Here is an 18,005-nt window from a genome sequence, read left to right as displayed (position 1 = left end):
CGAGGGTATCGGGCGCGGGCGGCGTCACCCCACCCGGCTGAGGAGACTGCGGGCCACCAGCGTCACGAGCAGACGATCGTGCGTGGCAGCGGCGGCGAACCAGCGTTCGCCGTCGGTTCCCCGCCGCCGCCCGTGGTCCTCGCGGGCGACCATCGCGGTGGCCGTGTCCGGCCCGAGGACGAGGACCACCCATTCGGCGGTCAGGGGGTCCTGCGGGTCGAGAGGCACGCCGCGCAGGGTCCCGAGATCGGCGGGCAGTTTCTCACCGAAGACGACGACCAGCGGCGACACCGCGCCGATGCGCTGGTAGATCCGTCGGGTGCCGGGTGTGAAGTGCTCGGCGCGCTGCAGGGCGGCGAGCACGATGGGCGGGTTGGCCGCCGCGAGTGCAAGGGTCTCGATGTAACGGGACAGGGCGACGAGGGTGTCTCTGCGTTCCACGCGCACGGCGGCGGCGTCGGCGACGATCTCGAACGGGGTCGCCGATCCCAGCGGGGGTAGTTGGTCCATCGGCTCGGGCGCCCACGCGGTGGTGGTGGTGGAGCGCAGGGGGTCCAGGGGCGCCGGCCGGCCGAACCGGTAGCCCTGGCCCAGCTCCGCGCCGATCGCGCGGGCGCGCTCGAGTTGAGCGGTGGTCTCGATGCCTTCCACCAGAATGGTCGCCCCGGTTCGTCGGCGGTGGGCGAGCACCGCGGCAAGGGTGCGCACCGCCTCGTTGTCGGCGCCCTGCTGGATCACACCGGGCTCCAGCTTGATCACCTCCGGACACACGATGTCCAGCAGAGCCAACGAATCCGGTTGCACGCCAACGTCGTCGAGGGCGATGGCGTAGCCCTGCGCGCGCAGCACATCCACTTTGCGCAGCAGCGCACCGGGGTGTTCGAGCAGTCGCCGCTCGGTGAGTTCCACGATCAGCTTCTGGCCGTCGATCGCTGCGATCGCGCTCGCGGACGGTTCGGTGTTGATGAACAACCAGTTGTCGCGGCCCACCCCGGCGTCGAGCGCGCTGCGCAGCGCCGACTCCGTGCAGTGACCCTCCAGTTCCTCGGTGCGCCCGGTCTCGTCGGCCCGCGCGAAGACGTCAGTGGGGAGCGGATCGTCGAGTTCCGGCCAGCGGGTGAGCACTTCGTAGCCGATCACGGTTTCGTCGCTGAGCGACACGATGGGCTGGAAGACCGACGTCAGCCCGATGCCGTCGACGGCGGCATCGAGTCGTCGCGCCGCCGCGTCGACGGGCGTGTCGGCCATCAACTGCGTGGACCGCTGCAGCCACACGTCGAAGGAGTAGTCATCGGGGCCCAGCGGTCCGGTCGGGCAGTGTTGAACCTGGTTGCCGCCCCGGCGTTTCGCCGCATACATCGCACTGTCGGCGCGAATCATCAGCGTGTCGACGCCCTTGGCCTCCGCGCCGAGACCGATGGCGCGCAGCCCGATGCTGGACCATCCGATGCTGGCGGTGAAGGGCACCCGCGACGGGATCGCGGCCAGTCGACGGCACAGCTGCTCGGCGAGTTCGGCGGCCTGCTCGTCGCCGAGAATGCCGGCGACGGCGAATTCCTCACCGCCCCAACGTGCGATGACCGCGCTCGGCGGCGCCTGATCGCGAAGAGTGTCGGCGATCGCGATCAGCGCCTGATCTCCGGCGGCGTGCCCGGCGGTGTCGTTGAGACGTTTGAAGTCGTCGATGTCGATCATCGCGATGATCAGACGTGCGTCCGGGCCGGCCGGCGTGCCGGTGAGCTGAGCGACTTTCCGCAGGAACGCGCGGCGGTGGTAGAGCCCGGTCAGCGCGTCGCACTCGGCTTCCTGCAGGTCCATTCGCACGGTGCGGGCGATGGCGGTGACGGCCAGAGGCAGTCCGATGTTGAGCGCGCTCACCACCGCCACGGCACCGATCGCGAGCACCGGATCGTCGGCGTGGTGGGCCAGTTGGACGCTGAGGACTGCGGTCGCTCCCATCGCGATCGCGATGACGCCGACGACGCCGCGCGTCGAGTGCATCAGAGCGCCGAAGCTGTTGAGCACCGCGATCAGAACGCATCCGGCGAGGCCGAGCAGCGCGTGGGACTGGCTGAGGCTCCCGACGGCCAGCACCGCGGCGCTGAGGACGCCGACCATGTCGGAGTGTGGACGCGCGACCCACATCGTCCCGAGGAGCAAGCAGCCGGCCGACGCCGCGACGGCGAGGACGGTGGCGGCCCCCGGGTCGGGCCCGCGGGAGCTGGACAGGGAGGCGAGGAGGCCGGCGCCGCCCAGCACGAGCACTCCCGCGACCACGTACCGCGCGAGACCCTGTCGGCGCCCGGGTGCCATCGCCGATGGCACCCGGGTACCTCCGACTTTCACCTGTGCTGCGCCCTCATCACCGCAGCTTCCCACCAATCGAGGGACGTTATCGCCGAGTCTTCACATTGGCCGGTCGGCGGAAAGCGCGTCCGCGAGCGCTTCCCGCCACCCGCGCAGGGGTGTGAGGCCTGCCCGCACGGATCCGGCCGCCGACAGCGCCGAATAGGACGGCCGCGGCGCCGGGCGCGGGTGGCGGTCGCTGTCGACGGGTCGGACCCGCGACGGGTCGGCGCCGAGCTCCGAGAACACGGCCTGCGCCTGGTCGAACCGGCTGGCTTCGCCGGCGTTGGAGGCGTGCAGGATCGGCCCGCGCACTCCCCCGTCGGCGATCTGCAGCAGCGCAGCGCACAGGTCGCCCACGTAGGTCGGTGAGCCGATCTGGTCGGCGACGACGTCGACGGTGTCCGATCCGGCGGCTGTGCGGCGCATCGCGGCGACGAAGTCGGTGCCGTCGGCACCTTCGTAGACCCAGGAGGTGCGTACGACGTACGCCGCTGGCAGTGCCGCCAGCACCGCGTGCTCGCCGGCGAGCTTGGTCCGCCCGTACACCGACAGTGGCCCGGTGTCGTCGTCGATGTCGTAGGGCGCGCGCGCCCCGGACGCGCCGAAGACGTAGTCGGTGGAGATGTGGATGAGTGAGGCCCCGGCCCGGGCGCAGGCCGCGGCGACGTTGCCGGCGCCGGTGGCGTTGACGGCGTGTGCGCGGTCGGGGTCGGCCTCGGCCTGATCGACCTGGGTGAAGGCGGCGCAGTTGACGACGACGTCGCCGGCGCGCAGTTCACCGGGGTCATCTCCGGTGATGTCCCACTCGGCCGAGGTGAACCCGAGGACCTCGCGGCCTCGGGCGGCGGCCTGACCTGCGAGAAAGCGTCCGACCATGCCGCCGGCTCCAGTGATCACGATTCGGTCAGCCATAGGTAGCGAGTGTGGCACGCCGAGGACGGCTCCCCCGTCTCGCGCCCGCCCGCCAGTAGCCTGGGCGGATGCCTGCAGCTCAGATGACCCGTGTCATCTCCGTCATCGTGACGTTGGCGATCGTCGTCGGCACCGGCGTCGCGTGGGGCAAGATCCGGTCCTTCGAGTCGGGCATCAACCACGTCAGCCCGGTCGCGCTCGGCGAGGGCGGCGAGGACGGCGCGATCGACATCCTGCTGGTCGGCATGGACAGCCGCACCGATGCGCACGGCAATCCGCTGAGCGCCGAGGAGCTGGCCACGCTGCGCGCCGGTGACGACGTGTCCACCAACACCGACACGATCATCTTGATCCGCATCCCGAACAACGGGCGCTCGGCGACGGCGATCTCGATTCCCCGCGACTCCTACGTCGAGGCGCCGGGCATCGGGAAGATGAAGATCAACGGCGTCTACGGCTCGGTGCATCTGGAGAAGATGAAGCAGCTCGTCGAGCAGGAGGGCGAGGACCCGAAGGTCGCGGAGAAAGAGGCGACCGAGGCGGGCCGCGAGGAGCTGATCAAGACGGTCGCCAATCTCACCGGCGTGACGGTCGATCACTACGCCGAGGTCGGCCTGCTGGGCTTCGCATTGATCACCGATGCCTTGGGCGGGGTCAACGTCTGCCTCAAAAATGCTGTTTACGAACCTCTTTCGGGCGCCGACTTCCCCGCCGGGTGGCAGAAGCTGAGCGGCCCGCAGGCGCTGAGTTTCGTGCGGCAGCGCCATGACCTGCCGCGCGGGGATCTGGACCGGGTGACCCGCCAGCAGGCGTTCATGGCGTCGTTGGCGCATGAGGTGATCTCGAGCAAGACGCTGTCGAGCCCCGCCACGCTGAACCGGCTCGAGGACGCGGTGCAGCGCTCCGTCGTCCTCTCCGACGGCTGGAGCATCATGGATTTCGCCGACCAGCTGAGCAAGCTCTCGGGCGGCAACATCGCGTTCGCCACGATCCCGATCGTCGAAGAGGCGGGCTGGAGCGACGACGGTATGCAGTCGGTGGTGCGGGTGAACCCCCCTGAGGTGAAGGAGTGGGTGAGCAGCCTCCTGCACGACCAGGAGGAGGGAAAGACCGACGAGCTCGCCTACAGCCCTGACAAGACCACGGTCGACGTGATCAACGACAGCGATGTGAACGGCTTGGCCGCGGCGGTGTCGCAGGTGTTGACGGTTAAGGGCTTCGTCGCCGGCAACGTCGGCAACAACGAGGGAACCAAGGTCACGAACAGCCAGGTCCAGGCGGCCTCGAGCGACGACAGGGGCGCCCAGGAGGTGGCCACGCAGCTGGGTGGCCTGCCGGTCATCGAGGACGCGTCGGTGCCCCAGGGTGCGGTGCGGGTGGTGCTGGCGGCTGACTACACCGGTCCCGGTTCGGGTCTGGACGGCACGGACGTCACGCTGTCGGCCCCGGTGGCCAACGCGTCTGGCGGCGGCGAGGCACTGCCGACCGCGTCGCCGATCATCACGGCGGGGTCGAACGACCCGCAGTGCGTCAACTGATGGCGATCAACCTCTCCTCGGCGATTCTCGATCCGCTGCTGGCACGCAATCCGGCTGGGCCGCGTATCACCTATTACGACGACGCGACCGGTGAGCGCATCGAATGTTCGACGGTGACGTTGGCGAACTGGGCGGCCAAGACCGCCAACCTGCTGCGCGATGAGATGGGGGCCGGCCCGGGCAGCCGGGTGGCGGTGTTGCTGCCGGCTCACTGGCAGACGGCGGCGGTGCTGCTCGGCATCTGGTGGATTGGAGCGGAGGCCGTCCTCGGCGACGGTGACGCCGACCTCGCGCTGTGCGCCGAGGGCCGGCTCGATGACGCGGACGCCGCGGTCAGCGGTGGTGAGGTCGCGGTGCTGTCGTTGGACCCGTTCGGCCGCCCGGTGGCGAATCTCCCTGTGGGAGTTACCGATTACGCGACGGCTGTGCGGGTGCACGGTGACCAGATCGTCGCGGAGCGGAACCCGGGTCCGGCGTTGAATGGCCGCTCAGGCGATGACGTTCTCGCCGCGGCTCGTGCCGCTGCCGACGCGCAGGGCTTGAGCGCCGATGATCGGGTGCTGTCCAGCGCACCCTGGGACACCGCCGACGATGTGGTTGCTCATCTGGTCGCGCCCTATGCGGTGGGTGCGTCCCTCGTCTATGTCGCGCATCCGGACGCCTCCGCGCTGGAGCGTCGGCGAGCTACGGAGAAGATCACGCGCGGCTGAGCGCGGAAACCACGTCGAGATCCTTTTGTGACACGGACGTGCCGTTCTGGCGAAGTCGGAAGCCACTGTTACCGAAAGCGGCTTCGAACCCGACATAATTGACAGAATCGTTACTGTGACCTTAATGTTCCCGTAACCACATGCTGTTCACAGGTTGATCGCGCACACTGATCAACGACCGACAGCGGCAGATCTGGCAAAGGACGGCGCCGATGGACACAACCATCACCGCACTGGCAGTCCTGGTGGCGCTCACGCTGTGGCACCTCCGCAACCGCCGGCACGCCGGCTGGTTGGCCAGCGCTGACGGCCGGTTCTTCGTGTTCTGCGGGTATGCGCTGGTCGCGATCGCCGCGTACTGGCTCGAGTCGGCACCCACCGCAACCACCTGGGAATGGGTGTTCGGGAACCTGTGGGCGCTCGCCGCGATGGTCGCCTTCGTGATCGGCTTCGGGCATCTCAACCGGGCGACCACCGAGCATGCGTGGGCGGCGCAGCAGGTCGAGACCATCGAACACTCGGACGCCGCAGCGAAGTAGTTCAGTACGTCGAGCGAAACCACCCGTCATTCGCGGGTCGTTTTCGCGTTCCTGGGGGCGAGTTCCGCCACTCACGGCCAGCAAAGCAGTTGGTGCATAGCCGGCACCCCGGGCCAGCGAGGTCAGGGTGCCTATAGCCTCGATCAATGCCGTCACCTGAACGCGTTGCCCTGAATCGCGAAGTCCTGCACGCCGCGCTCGACGGAACGGGGTGGCGTCGCGTCGACGTCGTCGAGGACACGGGATCGACGAACGCCGACCTGGTCGCTCGTGCTGCCGACGGTGAGGACATCGGCGGGGCGGTGCTGCTGGCCGAGCATCAGTCGGCCGGGCGCGGCCGGCACGGGCGCCGATGGTCGGCTCCCCCGCGCACGCAGATCTCGATGTCCGTCGGCGTCGACACCACGGGCGTCGCGCCGGAGAGCTGGGGCTGGCTGCCGCTGTTGACCGGCCTCGCCGTCGCGACGACGGTGCAATCGTATGGCGTGGACGCGACGGTGAAGTGGCCCAACGACGTTCTGGTCGGCAGCGGAAAGTTGGCTGGCATCCTCGCCGAGGTGGCGGCTCCCGTCGTCGTGGTGGGTGTCGGGCTCAACGTGAGCTTCGACGCGAGCGATGTGCCCGACCCCAATGCCGTGTCGATGACGATGCTCGGTCACGATGTCGACCGCACCGAGCTCGCGGCCGCGCTGCTGCACACTCTCAGCGAGCGGATCCAGCAGTGGCGCGCCGCTGATGCCAGTCTTGCCGCGGACTATCGCGGGATCAGCTCGACGATCGGCACCCGGGTGCGCGCTCTGCTGCCGGGAGACGACGAAATCATAGGTGTCGCAACGGCTGTCGACGACGGCGGACGCTTGATCATCGATCGCGACGGCTCGCTCGTCACGGTCTCAGCAGCCGACATCACTCACCTGCGGCCGGCCGAACCACCCGCGGAATAGCACTCCAGGTTGTGAAAATCGCCCGCCCGGCAGCGACCAGGAATGCTATTCCGCGGCGAAGCTCACTTCAGCAGCGCGCGACTCATCACGACGCGCTGGATCTGGTTGGTGCCCTCGTAGATCTGCGTGATCTTGGCGTCACGCATCATGCGCTCGACGGGGAAGTCGATGGTGTAGCCAGCCCCGCCGAACAGCTGCACGGCGTCGGTGGTGACCTCCATCGCGACATCGGAGGCCAGGCACTTCGAGGCCGCGGAGATGAAGCCGAGGTTGCCCTCGCCACGCTCGGCCCGAGCGGCGGCGCTGTAGACCATCAGCCGTGCGGCCTCGACCTTCATCGCCATGTCGGCGAGCATGAACTGCACCGCCTGGAAGTCCGAGATGCTCTTGCCGAACTGCTTGCGATCCTTGGTGTATTCGATCGCCGCGTCGAGCGCCCCCTGCGCGATGCCGACGGCCTGCGCACCGATGGTCGGGCGGGTGTGGTCCAGCGTGGCCAGGGCGGTCTTGAAGCCGGTGCCGGGGTCGCCGATGATGCGGTCGCCCGGGATGCGGCAGTTCTCGAAGTACAGCTCGGTGGTCGGTGAGCCCTTGATGCCGAGCTTGCGCTCCTTGGGTCCGATCGTGAAGCCCTCGTCGTCGATGTGGACCATGAACGCCGAGATGCCGTTGGCGCCCTTGTCGGGATCGGTGACGGCCATGACGGTGTACCAGGAGGACTTGCCGCCGTTGGTGATCCAGCATTTGGTGCCGTTGAGAATCCAGTCGTCGCCGTCGGCCTTGGCGCGGGTGCGCATCGCGGCGGCGTCGCTGCCGGCCTCGCGCTCGGACAGCGCATAGGACGCCATCGCCTCACCGGAGGCGATCGACGGCAGCACCTTCTTCTTCAGCTCGTCGGAGCCGCGAAGGATCAGCCCCATGGTGCCGAGCTTGTTGACGGCCGGGATCAGCGACGCCGAGGCGTCGACCCGGGCCACTTCTTCGATGACGATGCACGCCGCCACCGAGTCGGCGCCCTGCCCGTCGTACTCCTCGGGCACGTGCACGGCGTTGAAGCCGTTGGACACCAGCGCGTCGAGTGCCTCCTGCGGGAACCGCGAGTTCTCGTCGACGTCCGCCGCGTACGGAGCGATCTCCTTTTCCGCCAGCGCGCGGATCGCCTCGCGGAGCTCTTGGTGCTCCTCGGGCAACTGGAAAAGATCGAACGAGGGATTTCCGCCCCAACCAGCCATCATCATCTCCTTGCTACTCGCCGGTAACTTTACCGTGCTCGCGCGTCGGCGCGAAGTCCGCATGCCCGCGCTCTCAGCCGAACCTCAGCACTAGACGTGGTTAATTCACAACTTGCCTGGCTACTCTCCGAAACATGCAGGTCTTCATCGACGGTCCCGCTTTCCGACGTACCGCTCACTGCGAGTGCGGGTGGAACGGCACTCCCCATGTTCTGCGCGCTTCTGCTGTCGTTGACGCTGGTATGCACGCGGCGCAGACGGGTCACATCCAGGTCGCTGCTCCTGTGCAGAGCGCCGAACCGATCGTCGTGCTCCGCGCATCCTGATCCAGACCCTCCAGCGCAGTGTGTGACCAACATCACACCACAGTATCCGTCGCTCAAAATCAGCGCCGCCGAGCGCGCCTCGGCGAGTTTGCTAAGCAAAACGATGCTTCTCCCACTGACGCCCCCGTCAGCAAACCCTGACATGCAGCATTAGAGGCTCTGACCAAGCACTTCCCCAGCAGCTCCCGCACACGGCGAATATGCCTCCGATTGCTGTCCCGGAAGGCTTGCGCACGCGGCCTATTGTTGGTTCACCACGGTGACCATTCAGGGGAGAACAATGCCGGGCCACGACATCGAAAGCCCGCGCGCGGTCTTTCGTGAGGCCGAAGCCCAGGCGCTCGATGCCCTGTTGACCGCCGCCGCATCTGGTCCGGTCGGGCTGGTCGTCGACGGCGAAGCCGGCATCGGGAAGACGACGTTCACGCTGGAGGCGAGCGACACCGCAACGGCGCGGGGGTTCCGGGTCCTGCTCACCCGAGGCAGTCCGAGCGAGGTCACGCTGGGTTTCGCCGGGTTGGCAGACCTCCTGACCGACGTCGACGAGGCGGTGATCGACCGGCTTGCCGGTGTGCAACGGGACGCATTGAACCGGGTCCTCCTGCGCGGTCACGAGCTTCCCGCGGCCGACGAACGCGCAGCCGGCGCCGCATTGCACTCGGTGTTGCAGCACCTCGCGGCCCGCACCCCCCTGCTGGTGATCATCGACGACCTCCAGTGGCTCGACGCGTCCAGCGCCACCGCCGTTCGTTACGCGTTGCGACGGGTGACTCAGCCGTTCGGAGTGCTCGTCACCGCGCGCACCGGCGAGCGCGACGTACTCGACATGCTGCCGTGGCTGGAGCTCGGGATTCCGGGCGCGGTGCGCCGGATGACGATGTCTCCGTTGACACTCGGCGGGTTGCATATGCTTCTGGCATCTCATTTCGGTCGGGTGCCACCTCGCCCCGTCATGCGCAGGATTCACGACATCTCCGGTGGAAACCCCTTCTACGCATTGGAATTGGCGCGCGCGGTCGATGACGGCGTGCCGATCGATCGCCGCTTGCCCGAATCTCTTGCGGCACTGGTCGAGCAACGGATCAAGCACATCGGTCCCGACGCCGCGGAGGTGCTGCTGGCGGTGGCGAGTACGCCTTTGCCGACGGTGGATGTGGTCGCACGAGCCGTCAGACGGCGCCCGGATCAGGTGATCGATCTGATCGAACGTGACGGCGCGGCTCGCATCGTGGTGCTCACCGGACAGTCGATCCGCTTCGCCCATCCTCTGCTGTCCAGTGGGGTGTACGCCGCGGCGGAACCCGGCCGACGACGGGAAATACACCGCCGCCTCGCCGAGGTGGTCGATCCCCCCGAACTGAAGGCCCGGCATCTGGCCTCGGCGGCCACGAGCGGTGACGAGACCACGCTGACGGCACTCGACGTGGCGTCGTCAGTGGCCCGCGGCCAGGGCGCGCCGGCCACGGCGGCCGAATTGCTGGAACTGGCAATCACTCTCGGTGGTGATACCCCGGTTCGTCGTCTGCTCGCCGCGCGGTATCACTTCGAGGCGGGTGCGATCGACGCGGCACGTCAGCACGCCGAGAAGGCGGACGCCGATCTGGCCCCGGGCGTGATCCGGGGTTCGGTGAGGATGCTCCGAGGAGCGATCGACGGATACGACGGGACGTTCACCGCTGCGGTCGAGGGTCTGTCGGCGGGTGTCGCCGAAGCCGCGGATGTGCCGAGCCTGCGGCTGCAGGGCCTGATGCTGCTCAGCTCCGCGTTCGCAGTCGCCGGCCGGCCCCACGAGGGTGTCGAGTGTGCGCGCCAGGCGGTGGAGTGCGCCGACGGGATCGGCGAGGCTGCCGCCAAGAGTCAGGCACGCTCGGTGTGGGTGATGCTGTCGTTCATGTACGGCAGTGGCCTCGACGCCACAGCACTCGACGAGGCCATTGCCTTGCAGGGCGACAACGGAGCACCGTTCGTGAACATGCGCGCCGATGCTGTTGCTGCCGTGATCAACTCGTGGACCGGCAAGCTCGACGCGGCGACATCGCAGTTCGCCGAACTGCGCGCTATCTGTCTCGAGCGCGGGAGCGAGCTGGATGCGATCTGGGTGAACCAGCACACCACGATGGCGAATGTGTGGGCCGGGGACTATCGCGCCGCTGGGCAGGCAGCTGCCGAGATCGCCGTGCGGGCAGAGCAGATCGGCGGCCATCACGCGCAGCACTTCTCGTTGACCGCCCGGGCCGTCGTTGCCGCACATACCGGCGATGTCGAGGTGACCAGGACGTTGGCGCGCGCGGCAACCGAGTTGGCTGAGCGCACTGGAGGAATCGGGCTGACGGTCACCCCGCGCGCCTGCCTCGCGCACCTGGAGGTCTCGCTCGGTGACTACGGCGCCGCGCTCGCCGCGTGCGAACCTCTGCTGAACGACTTCGATCCCACGTGCGGGACCGAGATCCTGCTTGCCAGTTGGATGCCGGAAGCTATCGAGGCATTGACCGCGGTGCAGCGCGTCGACGAGGCCGAGAAGCTCGTAGACATTCTCTGGGACAACGGACCCCGGACCGATCGAGCGTGGATGCTCGCGTCAGCGGCCCGCGGTCGTGCGCTGATCCACGCGGTTCGGGGCGATCTCGAGCGCGCCGAGGAGGAGGCGATCACCGCGCTGACGTTCCATGAGCGGTTGCCGATGCCGCTGGAGAAGGCTCGCACGCAATTGGTTCTGGGCCAGCTGCAGCGGCGGCAGCGCCGCCGACAGGCGGCCGCCACGACGGTGGAAGAGGCGCTGCGCACCTTCGAGGACCTCGGTGCGCGGCTGTGGCAGCGCCGGGCCGAAGCCGAGCTGAGGCGGCTCACCGGGGCCAGGGAGAGCACGTCGGTGCTCACGCCGGCCGAGATGCGTGTCGCACAGCATGCCGCCGCGGGCCTGTCGAACAAGGAGATCGCGACGGAGTTGTTCCTGTCGCCGAAGACCGTGGAGATGAACCTGAGCAAGGTCTACCGGAAGCTCGGCATCCGGTCCCGCGCCCAACTACACAGGCGACTGCAAGACGGCAGGGAAAACCCTGATTCACAGACGGCGGACGGTCGATAGCGTCGTCTGTGTGGCCAGTCTGGGCGCATCGCGACCGTGCTTTCTCACCGAGTGGTATCAGCCGGTCCCGTCGGATGTCGACGGGATCGTGGCGGCGCTTGTGGCGGTGTGCGCGCAGATGCGGGCCGACGGACGCGCCGTCGACCTCCTCGCTGTGATCGCTGCCGCGGCCGAGGAGGTTCTCTATGGCGTGTTCGCGGCGGATTCCGCGACGGCGGTGACGCTGGCCTGCCGTCTGGCGGGCCGGCCGGTCGACCGCGTCATCGAGGGCGTGCAGGCCCGCCTACTCCCCCAATAGCTTTCGCCGCAGCGCCTCGTCCTTCTCCAGCACCATCTTCTCGAGCCCGGCCTGGAACGCCGACATGCGTTCGCGCAGTCCGGGATCGGAGGCGCCGAGGATGCGCACGGCCAACAGCCCGGCATTGCGTGCCCCGCCGATCGACACCGTCGCCACCGGGACACCGGCCGGCATCTGCACGATCGACAGCAGGGAGTCCATGCCGTCGAGCCGCGCCAGCGGCACCGGCACCCCGATCACCGGCAGCGGCGTGGCCGAGGCGACCATGCCCGGCAGGTGTGCCGCGCCGCCGGCACCGGCGATGATCACCTCTATGCCGCGCCCGGCGGCCTCCTGGGCGTAGGTCAGCATCCGAGCGGGCGTGCGGTGCGCGGAGACGACGCCGACCTCGAACGGCACCTCGAACTCGGCGAGCGCGTCGGCGGCGTCTGACATCACCGGCCAGTCGCTGTCGCTGCCCATGATCAAGCCCACCCGAGGCGTCATGCGTGAGGGTCCCATCCGTCGGTCCATTCGGCGTGCGAGAGCCAGTGTGCCGCCCGCTCGGCGCGCTCGCGCAACGACTCCCAGTCCTCGCCGACGATGTTGACGTGCCCGATCTTGCGACCAGGCCGCTCCTCCTTGCCGTAGAGGTGCACCTTGGCCTCGGGCATCCGGGCGAACAGGTGGTGCACGCGTTCGTCCATCGACATCTCCGGCAGCACCGGCGCTCCGATCACGTTGCCCATCACCGTGTAGGGCGTCAGCGGCGAGGTGTCACCGAGCGGATAGTCCAGCACCGCCCGGATGTGCTGTTCGAACTGTGAGGTGCGGGAGCCGTCCATGGTCCAGTGCCCAGAGTTGTGCGGACGCATCGCCAACTCGTTGACCAGCAGGGAGCCGTCCACGGTCTCGAACAGCTCGACGGCCAACACCCCCACCACCCCGAGCGAGGAAGCCAGCCCCAGCGCCAATTCGGTTGCTGCAGAACCCAACTCCCCGAGAGACGGGGCCGGTGCGATCACGGTCACGCAGATGCCGTCCTCCTGCACGGTCTCGACCACCGGCCATGCCGCCCCCTGCCCGAACGGTGAGCGGGCCACCAGGGCGGCCAGTTCGCGGCGCATGGCCACCTTCTCCTCGACCATGACGGGCACTCCGTCGGCCAGGTAGCGGCCGACGATCTCGCGGGCATCGTCGGGTGAGTCGGCCATGATCACGCCGCGGCCGTCGTAGCCGCCGCGCACGGTCTTGATGACCACCGGCCCGCCCACCTCCATCGCGAAGGCCTCGGCATCGTCAGCGGAGGTCACCTCGGAGAAGCGCGGCACGGGCGCGCCGAGCTCCGACAGCCGCCGGCGCATCACCAGCTTGTCCTGGGCGTGCACCAGCGCCTCGGGCGGCGGGTAGACGGCGACACCGTCGGCGACGAGCTTCTCGAGCAGTTCGGTGGGCACGTGCTCGTGGTCGAACGTGAGGGCGGTCGCGCCCTCGGCGACCCGGCGGAGCGCGTCGTAGTCGGTGTGGTGACCGAGGAGGACGTCGGGTGTCACCTGGGCGGCGGACTCGTCGTCGCGGATCGCGAGCACCCTCAGGGTCTGACCGAGCGCGATAGCCGCCTGATGGGTCATCCGGGCGAGTTGTCCGCCGCCGACCATGGCGACGACGGGACGTGACGTAGCGGTTCGTGGCACGGCATCTATCGTGTCATGACGTAGACCACATCGTTGACCTGCGGTTACCTTGCGCTTGGGTGTTTGGCGGGATGGTTACGTAGACTCGCTCCTTGTGTCCTTTGCCGATGCGACGATCAAGCGTCTCCCCGGGCCGCTCCGTCCCTACGCCGAGCGGCACCACGAGCTGATCAAGTTCGCCATCGTCGGTGCGACGACGTTCGTCATCGACTCCGCGATCTTCTTCACGCTCAAGCTGACCATTCTCGAGCCCAAGCCGGTGACGGCGAAGATCATCGCCGGCATCGTCGCGGTGATCGCCTCCTACATCCTCAATCGGGAGTGGAGCTTCCGCGACCGCGGTGGTCGCGAGAAGCACCATGAGGCGCTGCTGTTCTTCGGGGTCAGCGCCGTGGGCGTGGTGCTGAGCATGGCCCCGTTGTGGTTCTCGAGCTACGTGTTGATGCTGCGGGTGCCGATGGTGTCGCTGTTCACCGAGAACATCGCCGACTTCGTGTCCGCCTACGTCATCGGGAACCTGCTGCAGATGGCGTTCCGTTTCTGGGCGTTCCGCCGCTTCGTCTTCCCCGACGAGTTCGCGCGCAATCCGGAGAAGGCACTGGAGTCGACGCTGACCGGCGGCGGTATCGCCGAGGCACTGGAAGACGAGTACGAGCTGCGGCACGCCACAAAGGCGACGGTCAGGCCTACTCGGTCGTTCCGCCGCTAGCTTCTCAGCGGCGCAGCCCCTGCTCGTGGTAGCTCAGGTCCGTGTTGACCTGCCAGGGGTCGACGTTCTCCCCGAAGCTCTTGCCCACGCTGCGGATCGCGCTGAGCATCGCGTGGTCCTGGTTGTCGTAGTGATGCATGCCGTTGCGCCCGACGGGGTGCAGCGTCGGGTAGTACTCGCGCAGATAGTCGCGAATGCGCACCACGCTGCGGTCGCGGACCGGGTCGTGGATGGGGTAGGCGAACTTGGACCGGGTGATCATCACCTTCTCGATCTCCGGTTTGGCGAAGCCCAGCTGTGCCAGGTCGTGCTCCACGATGGTGCTGAGGCTGTGGGCGTCAGCGAGCCACAGATCCTGGTCGGGCAGCAGGAAGTACTCGAACCCGAGGAACGTGCCGTTCCAGCCTTTCGGGACCAGATCCTGCGACCAGCGTCGGTAGTTCTGGATGCGGCCGGCGTGAAAGTTGGGGCCGGGGGTGTACACCCAGTTGTAGGGAATGTCGTAGTTCCGTGACAGCGCGACCGCCACGGTGATCAGGGACCGGTGCCGCAGGTTCGACGCCACGGTCTGGATGTATTCCGGTGGAGCCGGCCGGAGCGCGTTCACGAGGGTGCGCAGCGGCATGCTGGAGAACAGCGCGTCCCCGGTGACGACGTCGCCGCGGTCCGTCGTCAAGGTCCACGTACCGCGGCGGTACGTGGCGCGCGTGACCATCGCGTTGAGGCGCAGGTCGGCTCCGCCGGCACGTAGTTGATCCGCGGCGGCGTCCCACACCTGTCCGGGTCCGTGGCGGGGGTAGCGGAAGACGTCCTGATCGGCGGTCTTCTCGTGGGACGAGAGCCGCCACCCGATCGGCTTGATGCGCTGGTTGGCCCAGTCGCTGGCGATGTTCTCGGGGTCGGCGAGCCAGGTCTTGCGAACGTAACCGTCGAAGAACAGCTCGTACCAGCGGCGGCCGAACTCCATCCGGCCCCACTCTTTGAAACTTGTCTGCCGCGGCTCGATCTGCGCCTGCCGGCGGAGCCGGGCCCAGGCGTAACTGCCGGCCCCGTACACGCCGTCGCGGAGGCTGAGTTGCCGGAGGAGGTCGCGCCCCATCAGCGGGTAGCGCACGAAGCGGTCGTGCACCAGCATGGCCGAGCTGCGGGGCACCACCAACCACTGGTCTTCCGGGAGCAGGGAGCGCCAGATCTCCGACACTTCCTCGCTGCGGGTGAAGAAGCGGTGCCCACCGGGGTCGATGCGCCAGTCCCCGTCGGTGTGGGTGCGGGCCAATCCGCCGACCCCGCCGGAGGATTCCAGGATCGTCGGCGTGACGCCCCGCCGCAGGAGTTCCAGTCCGGCGGACAGACCGGCCGGTCCCGCGCCGATGATCAGGGGGTGTCGCGTCATGGTCAGCGCCCCCGCAGTTGCGGGACGCCGCGATAGCGCGCGATGAGCTCGCTGACGTGGTCCATCGTCAGATCGTTGAGCGGTGTGGTGAGGAAGTAGAGCTGCGCGTATTGGCTTTGCAGCGGCAGGAATCCGCTCAGTAACGGTTCGGCGGTGGTGCGGATGACGAGGTCGACGTCGCCGATCTCGAAGCACGAGGCGATGTCGCTACCGGTCTGCTGGGCGCGCTGCTGCGCGTCACGCAGTTCGTCGTACGCGTCGTAGGCGGCGAGCAGGTTGATGCGGAACTCGGTGCCGATCATCGCGACCTCGAGATCGTGGGCGGCAGCGACATAGTTGTCGGGCAACGCTTTTCGGTCCCCGTGCAGGCGCAGGCTGCAGGCGTTCGCATCGAATGCCGCCGGGATCAGCGTGGTGAGGAACTGCAGCGACGCCTGATACACCGCGTCCAGTTCCTCGTCGGTGCGCCCGAGGTTCGCTCGGCTGAGGTTGTAGACGGTGACGGTCTGAACGCCGTGACTCTGCAGGCTCAGCAGGATGTCGACGACCTGATGCGCCCCGCGTAGGTAAGCATCGGCCAGCGTGGTTCCGTGAGCCTTGGCCCAACGTCGCAACCCATCGGGTATCAGTCCGACGTGGTTCGGCCCGTGTTCCACACCTCCCCCAACCTTTGCTTCTCTCCCCCAGCAAAGACTATTACAGAACGTGCCGTTGCGAATTCGAATGGCGGAAACACTATTCGGCGCTCTTGAGCACGGCGAGCACAGTCAGCACCAGGATCTTCATGTCGAGCAGGATCGACCAGTTCTCGATGTAGAAGTTGTCGAATTCGGCGCGGTCGGCGATGGAGGTCTGTCCACGCAGACCGTGCACCTGCGCCCAGCCGGTCATGCCGGCCTTGACGCGGTGCCGGTCGCCGTAGCGGCGGATTTGCATCTCGAACAGCTCGACGAATTCGGGGCGTTCGGGACGCGGACCCACCAGGCTCATCTCGCCCTTGACCACGTTGAGCAGTTGCGGGAGTTCGTCCATGGAGGTCTTGCGCATGATCTTGCCGATCCAGGTGCGCCTGTCCTCGCCCTCGACACCACCGGGCGCCGCCCCGTCCTTGACGGTGAACGCTGCGGCGGTGGGATCCGCAGGTCGCATGCTGCGGAACTTCAGGCACTGGAACACCTTGCCGTCACGGCCAATTCGATCCTGCCCGAAGAAGATCGGCCCGGGTGAGCTGAGCCGGACGAGGAGGATGAGCGTCAGGAACACCGGCGAGATCATGACCAAGCCGATCGCGGCGAGCGAGCGGTCCAGCGCATGCTTGACGGCGAACTGCCACCCGGTCGGGTCGGCGTGCGAGAGCGTCATCAACGGGATGCCGCCCATGTGCTCGATGCTGGCTCCGACGCCGACGACGTCCATCATGCGAGGCACCACCCGGACCTTCATCCCTAGGTGGTGCGCGCGCTGGGCCAGCGCCGCGAGTCTCTCGTCGGGCACCGCCGAGTGAGCGATGATCAGCTTCTCCGCACCGGTCTGGACGACGGCGCGCTCGAGATTGTCGGTGGTGCCCAGATACGGCATGCCCTCGGCCTCGATGTTCGCCGGGCGTGAATCGTCGATGATGCCCACGGGACGCAGGCCGTAGTCGGGCACCTGCCGCATCCGCGTGATCAGTTGGTGGGCGATGGGCCCCGCGCCGATGATGATCGTCTTCTTGCCAAAGCGGTACTTGCGCCTGAGATAGCGCTGCGCCAGGGATCGACAGAAGCGGACTGCCGGAACCAGTACGGCGGCGTACATCCAGATGTGCACCATCACGTCGCTAGGGCGGATGTACTCGGGAACCACTGTGCCGGGCGTGAAGGCTGGCACGGCGTACATGATGATCGCGAGTGCCAGAAGCGCCGCCACGGCGACCGACGTTTCGACCGGTTCGAACTCGTCGAGGAACCGATCACCGAGCTTGCGTTTGTAAAGCGACCTGCCGGCCATGAGCACGACCATGAACGGAATGAACAGCCACGTATACGGCAAGACGCCCAGCGCATCGTTGCGGTCAAGCGCCCAATGCGCCAGCTGGACCGCCCAAAACGCGGCCCACACGTCTAGGGACACGGTGAGTGCTACATGGCCGCCCTCGTTACGCACATACTCGAGGACGCGCTGCCGCACAGTGGGTTTGGCGACAACCAAAGGCGGGGGGAGGGCGCGCAGCAGAGGGGTCGTCGGACGAGCGCTCGGCGTCTGTATCGCCTGTTTCGTGCCGAACTGCATGAGGGACCCCCGAAACGCCTCCTGAG

Annotated in this window: 15 protein-coding genes; 7 read left to right on the top strand and 8 right to left on the bottom strand. The window is 67.8% G+C overall.

What is annotated here, in order from left to right:
- Positions 1-24: 24 nt before the first annotated feature.
- Entirely contained in the window at positions 25-2,346 is a 2,322-nt protein-coding gene (locus ACZY1G_RS11900) for an EAL domain-containing protein (protein WP_463822486.1), read from the bottom strand.
- A 60-nt stretch (positions 2,347-2,406) separates the two neighbouring features.
- Positions 2,407-3,261: a dTDP-4-dehydrorhamnose reductase gene (gene rfbD, locus ACZY1G_RS11895; protein ID WP_463822485.1), complete on the bottom strand. Its 855-nt coding sequence runs from the start codon at positions 3,259-3,261 to the stop codon at positions 2,407-2,409.
- Between the two features lie 68 nt (positions 3,262-3,329).
- Here rfbD and ACZY1G_RS11890 point away from each other — a divergent pair, with 68 nt between their 5' ends.
- The 4 genes from ACZY1G_RS11890 to ACZY1G_RS11875 all read left to right on the top strand — a co-directional run bounded on the left by ACZY1G_RS11890 (position 3,330) and on the right by ACZY1G_RS11875 (position 6,992).
- The gene (locus tag ACZY1G_RS11890) at positions 3,330-4,799 is read left to right on the top strand and encodes an LCP family protein (protein WP_463822484.1); all 1,470 of its coding nucleotides are present in this window, start codon (positions 3,330-3,332) and stop codon (positions 4,797-4,799) included.
- On the top strand, positions 4,799-5,509 hold the full coding sequence (locus ACZY1G_RS11885) for a TIGR03089 family protein (RefSeq protein ID WP_463822619.1): 711 nt from the start codon (positions 4,799-4,801) through the stop codon (positions 5,507-5,509). The genes ACZY1G_RS11890 and ACZY1G_RS11885 overlap by 1 nt, the downstream gene beginning before the upstream one ends.
- Before the next feature lie 212 nt (positions 5,510-5,721).
- A complete protein-coding gene (locus ACZY1G_RS11880) occupies positions 5,722-6,048 on the top strand; it encodes a hypothetical protein (protein WP_463822483.1) in 327 nt (108 codons plus the stop codon).
- 146 nt (positions 6,049-6,194) lie between these two features.
- Positions 6,195-6,992: a biotin--[acetyl-CoA-carboxylase] ligase gene (locus tag ACZY1G_RS11875; protein ID WP_463822482.1), complete on the top strand. Its 798-nt coding sequence runs from the start codon at positions 6,195-6,197 to the stop codon at positions 6,990-6,992.
- Positions 6,993-7,054: 62 nt separating this feature from the next.
- Here ACZY1G_RS11875 and ACZY1G_RS11870 read toward each other — a convergent pair whose 3' ends face one another.
- Positions 7,055-8,224 carry an acyl-CoA dehydrogenase gene (locus ACZY1G_RS11870; RefSeq protein ID WP_463814472.1) on the bottom strand — a complete coding sequence of 390 codons (1,170 nt, stop codon included), beginning with the start codon at positions 8,222-8,224 and terminating at the stop codon, positions 7,055-7,057.
- A gap of 606 nt (positions 8,225-8,830) precedes the next feature.
- Between ACZY1G_RS11870 and ACZY1G_RS11865 the strand changes: the two genes are divergently transcribed.
- Positions 8,831-11,635 (top strand): helix-turn-helix transcriptional regulator, encoded by a 2,805-nt coding sequence (locus ACZY1G_RS11865; protein WP_463822481.1) that lies wholly within the window; start codon positions 8,831-8,833, stop codon positions 11,633-11,635.
- Positions 11,636-11,645: 10 nt separating this feature from the next.
- Positions 11,646-11,933 carry a hypothetical protein gene (locus ACZY1G_RS11860; protein WP_463822480.1) on the top strand — a complete coding sequence of 96 codons (288 nt, stop codon included), beginning with the start codon at positions 11,646-11,648 and terminating at the stop codon, positions 11,931-11,933.
- On the opposite strand, the gene purE is transcribed toward ACZY1G_RS11860, so the two are convergent.
- The gene (purE, locus tag ACZY1G_RS11855; protein WP_463822618.1) at positions 11,919-12,419 is read right to left on the bottom strand and encodes a 5-(carboxyamino)imidazole ribonucleotide mutase; all 501 of its coding nucleotides are present in this window, start codon (positions 12,417-12,419) and stop codon (positions 11,919-11,921) included. The genes ACZY1G_RS11860 and purE overlap by 15 nt on opposite strands.
- Positions 12,416-13,570, bottom strand: coding sequence for a 5-(carboxyamino)imidazole ribonucleotide synthase (locus tag ACZY1G_RS11850; RefSeq protein WP_463822617.1), 1,155 nt, complete (start codon positions 13,568-13,570; stop codon positions 12,416-12,418). The genes purE and ACZY1G_RS11850 overlap by 4 nt, the downstream gene beginning before the upstream one ends.
- 130 nt (positions 13,571-13,700) lie before the next feature.
- On the opposite strand from ACZY1G_RS11850, the gene ACZY1G_RS11845 reads away from it, so the two are divergent.
- The gene (locus ACZY1G_RS11845; protein ID WP_463814468.1) at positions 13,701-14,315 is read left to right on the top strand and encodes a GtrA family protein; all 615 of its coding nucleotides are present in this window, start codon (positions 13,701-13,703) and stop codon (positions 14,313-14,315) included.
- 4 nt (positions 14,316-14,319) lie between these two features.
- On the opposite strand, the gene ACZY1G_RS11840 is transcribed toward ACZY1G_RS11845, so the two are convergent.
- The 3 genes from ACZY1G_RS11840 to ACZY1G_RS11830 form a co-directional block, all read right to left on the bottom strand.
- Positions 14,320-15,708, bottom strand: a complete 1,389-nt coding sequence (locus tag ACZY1G_RS11840; RefSeq protein ID WP_463822479.1) for an FAD-dependent oxidoreductase — start codon at positions 15,706-15,708, stop codon at positions 14,320-14,322.
- A 2-nt stretch (positions 15,709-15,710) separates the two neighbouring features.
- Positions 15,711-16,364, bottom strand: coding sequence for an undecaprenyl diphosphate synthase family protein (locus tag ACZY1G_RS11835; protein WP_463822478.1), 654 nt, complete (start codon positions 16,362-16,364; stop codon positions 15,711-15,713).
- Positions 16,365-16,443: 79 nt separating this feature from the next.
- Positions 16,444-17,979, bottom strand: coding sequence for a sugar transferase (locus ACZY1G_RS11830; RefSeq protein ID WP_463822477.1), 1,536 nt, complete (start codon positions 17,977-17,979; stop codon positions 16,444-16,446).
- Positions 17,980-18,005: the final 26 nt, after the last annotated feature.

It is taken from the genome of Mycobacterium sp. IDUB_5 (assembly GCF_055419565.1).
This window is presented reverse-complemented; position numbering and strand designations above follow the sequence as displayed.

Excerpts from the sequence above, each read along its gene's own strand:
- rfbD (WP_463822485.1), bottom strand. The coding sequence starts at position 3,261 with ATGGCTGACCGAATCGTGATCACTGGAGCCGGCGGCATGGTCGGACGC.
- ACZY1G_RS11890 (WP_463822484.1), top strand. The coding sequence starts at position 3,330 with ATGCCTGCAGCTCAGATGACCCGTGTCATCTCCGTCATCGTGACGTTG.
- ACZY1G_RS11885 (WP_463822619.1), top strand. The coding sequence starts at position 4,799 with ATGGCGATCAACCTCTCCTCGGCGATTCTCGATCCGCTGCTGGCACGC.
- ACZY1G_RS11880 (WP_463822483.1), top strand. The coding sequence starts at position 5,722 with ATGGACACAACCATCACCGCACTGGCAGTCCTGGTGGCGCTCACGCTG.
- ACZY1G_RS11875 (WP_463822482.1), top strand. The coding sequence starts at position 6,195 with ATGCCGTCACCTGAACGCGTTGCCCTGAATCGCGAAGTCCTGCACGCC.
- ACZY1G_RS11870 (WP_463814472.1), bottom strand. The coding sequence starts at position 8,224 with ATGGCTGGTTGGGGCGGAAATCCCTCGTTCGATCTTTTCCAGTTGCCC.
- ACZY1G_RS11865 (WP_463822481.1), top strand. The coding sequence starts at position 8,831 with ATGCCGGGCCACGACATCGAAAGCCCGCGCGCGGTCTTTCGTGAGGCC.
- purE (WP_463822618.1), bottom strand. The coding sequence starts at position 12,419 with ATGACGCCTCGGGTGGGCTTGATCATGGGCAGCGACAGCGACTGGCCG.
- ACZY1G_RS11850 (WP_463822617.1), bottom strand. The coding sequence starts at position 13,570 with ATGGTCGGCGGCGGACAACTCGCCCGGATGACCCATCAGGCGGCTATC.
- ACZY1G_RS11840 (WP_463822479.1), bottom strand. The coding sequence starts at position 15,708 with ATGACGCGACACCCCCTGATCATCGGCGCGGGACCGGCCGGTCTGTCC.
- ACZY1G_RS11830 (WP_463822477.1), bottom strand. The coding sequence starts at position 17,979 with ATGCAGTTCGGCACGAAACAGGCGATACAGACGCCGAGCGCTCGTCCG.